Here is a 1266-nt window from a genome sequence, read left to right on the forward strand (position 1 = left end):
GCTGGCGATAGGAATTGAACCCACAACCTGCTGATTACAAGTCAGCTGCTCTACCAATTGAGCTACGCCAGCATCATTACGACAAGATGTATTTTATCATCCGCCTCACTAAGTGTCAAGAACTTTTTTAAAAACTTTTTTGAAGTTTTTATTGTTCACTGCGGTATCCCTTAGTGCTTAATCATAATAACATGAAACGATACCCTATGCAAGTATTTTTTCTAAACTTTTTAAACTTCATTTTTTCCTCATCGGCAATCATAGATAAAGGTAGATAATCGCTAGTATAGCAACAATAATTCTATAATATCCAAAGGAGGATAATGAAGAGCGATTTAAATACCATAAAAATACTTTTACAGTAATATACCCTACTATATACGATACTAATGTGCCAATGGCAAACATAATAATATCATTTAGATTTAGTAAATGAATTACCCGTAACAAATCATATACACAAACAATGATCATAACAGGTACAGCCATGATAAAAGAAAAATCAGCAGCAGCTCTACGAGTGCATCCAATCAACATGCCCCCAGCAATGGTCGCACCAGACCGCGAAAAACCAGGCCACAAACAGAGCATTTGATAGAGTCCAATTTGAAAGCATTGATATACGGATAAATTATTAACAGAATCAACTAATCTTGTAGTTACACGCCGTTTTTCCGCATAAATCATGAAAAGCGCACCCACCACCAAACCTATGATGACAGGGATTGGCCCAAATAGATACCCTTTAATAATATATTGTAAAAGATAGCCCGCTGTTAATACAGGTAGTACACCTGCCCCAATATGTAATAGAGATACGCCACGAGTTTTAATCCAATTCTTCCGTTTTAAAAAGCTATTAAAGGTCCGTCTATAATGTGTATATATAGCAAGAATGGCGCCAATTTGAATAAACACTTCAAATACATCGGCATGGGCGCCTTCAAAATTAAGCATATGCCCAATAATAATCATATGACCTGTACTAGATACAGGAATGCATTCGGTTATACCTTCTATAATACCCAAAATGAGGGCAATTATATATTGTTCCATGATATCACCTACCTTTATAAATGCGGTCATAACTCATGGCAATATATAATGCCCTCAGTAATCAATATAGCTTTAATTAATCAATAACCATAACACGTTCAGGTTTTGTAACTGTTACAACCGCATGTTTTGGATCATTATTGTGTTCTAAGTATAATTGATCACCTTCGAGATGACCACGCCAACCTACAACAATCGGATATGTTTTAC

General features: G+C 35.6%; 1 protein-coding gene. It reads right to left on the reverse strand.

The window, feature by feature from the left end; genetic code table 11:
• Window positions 1-258: 258 nt before the first annotated feature.
• Window positions 259-1056 carry an undecaprenyl-diphosphate phosphatase gene (locus tag QZ055_RS09380; RefSeq protein ID WP_295826497.1) on the reverse strand — a complete coding sequence of 266 codons (798 nt, stop codon included), beginning with the start codon at window positions 1054-1056 and terminating at the stop codon, window positions 259-261.
• Window positions 1057-1266 lie beyond the last annotated feature (210 nt).

The sequence above is a fragment of the uncultured Veillonella sp. genome, assembly GCF_905209685.1.
Taxonomy (GTDB): domain Bacteria; phylum Bacillota; class Negativicutes; order Veillonellales; family Veillonellaceae; genus Veillonella.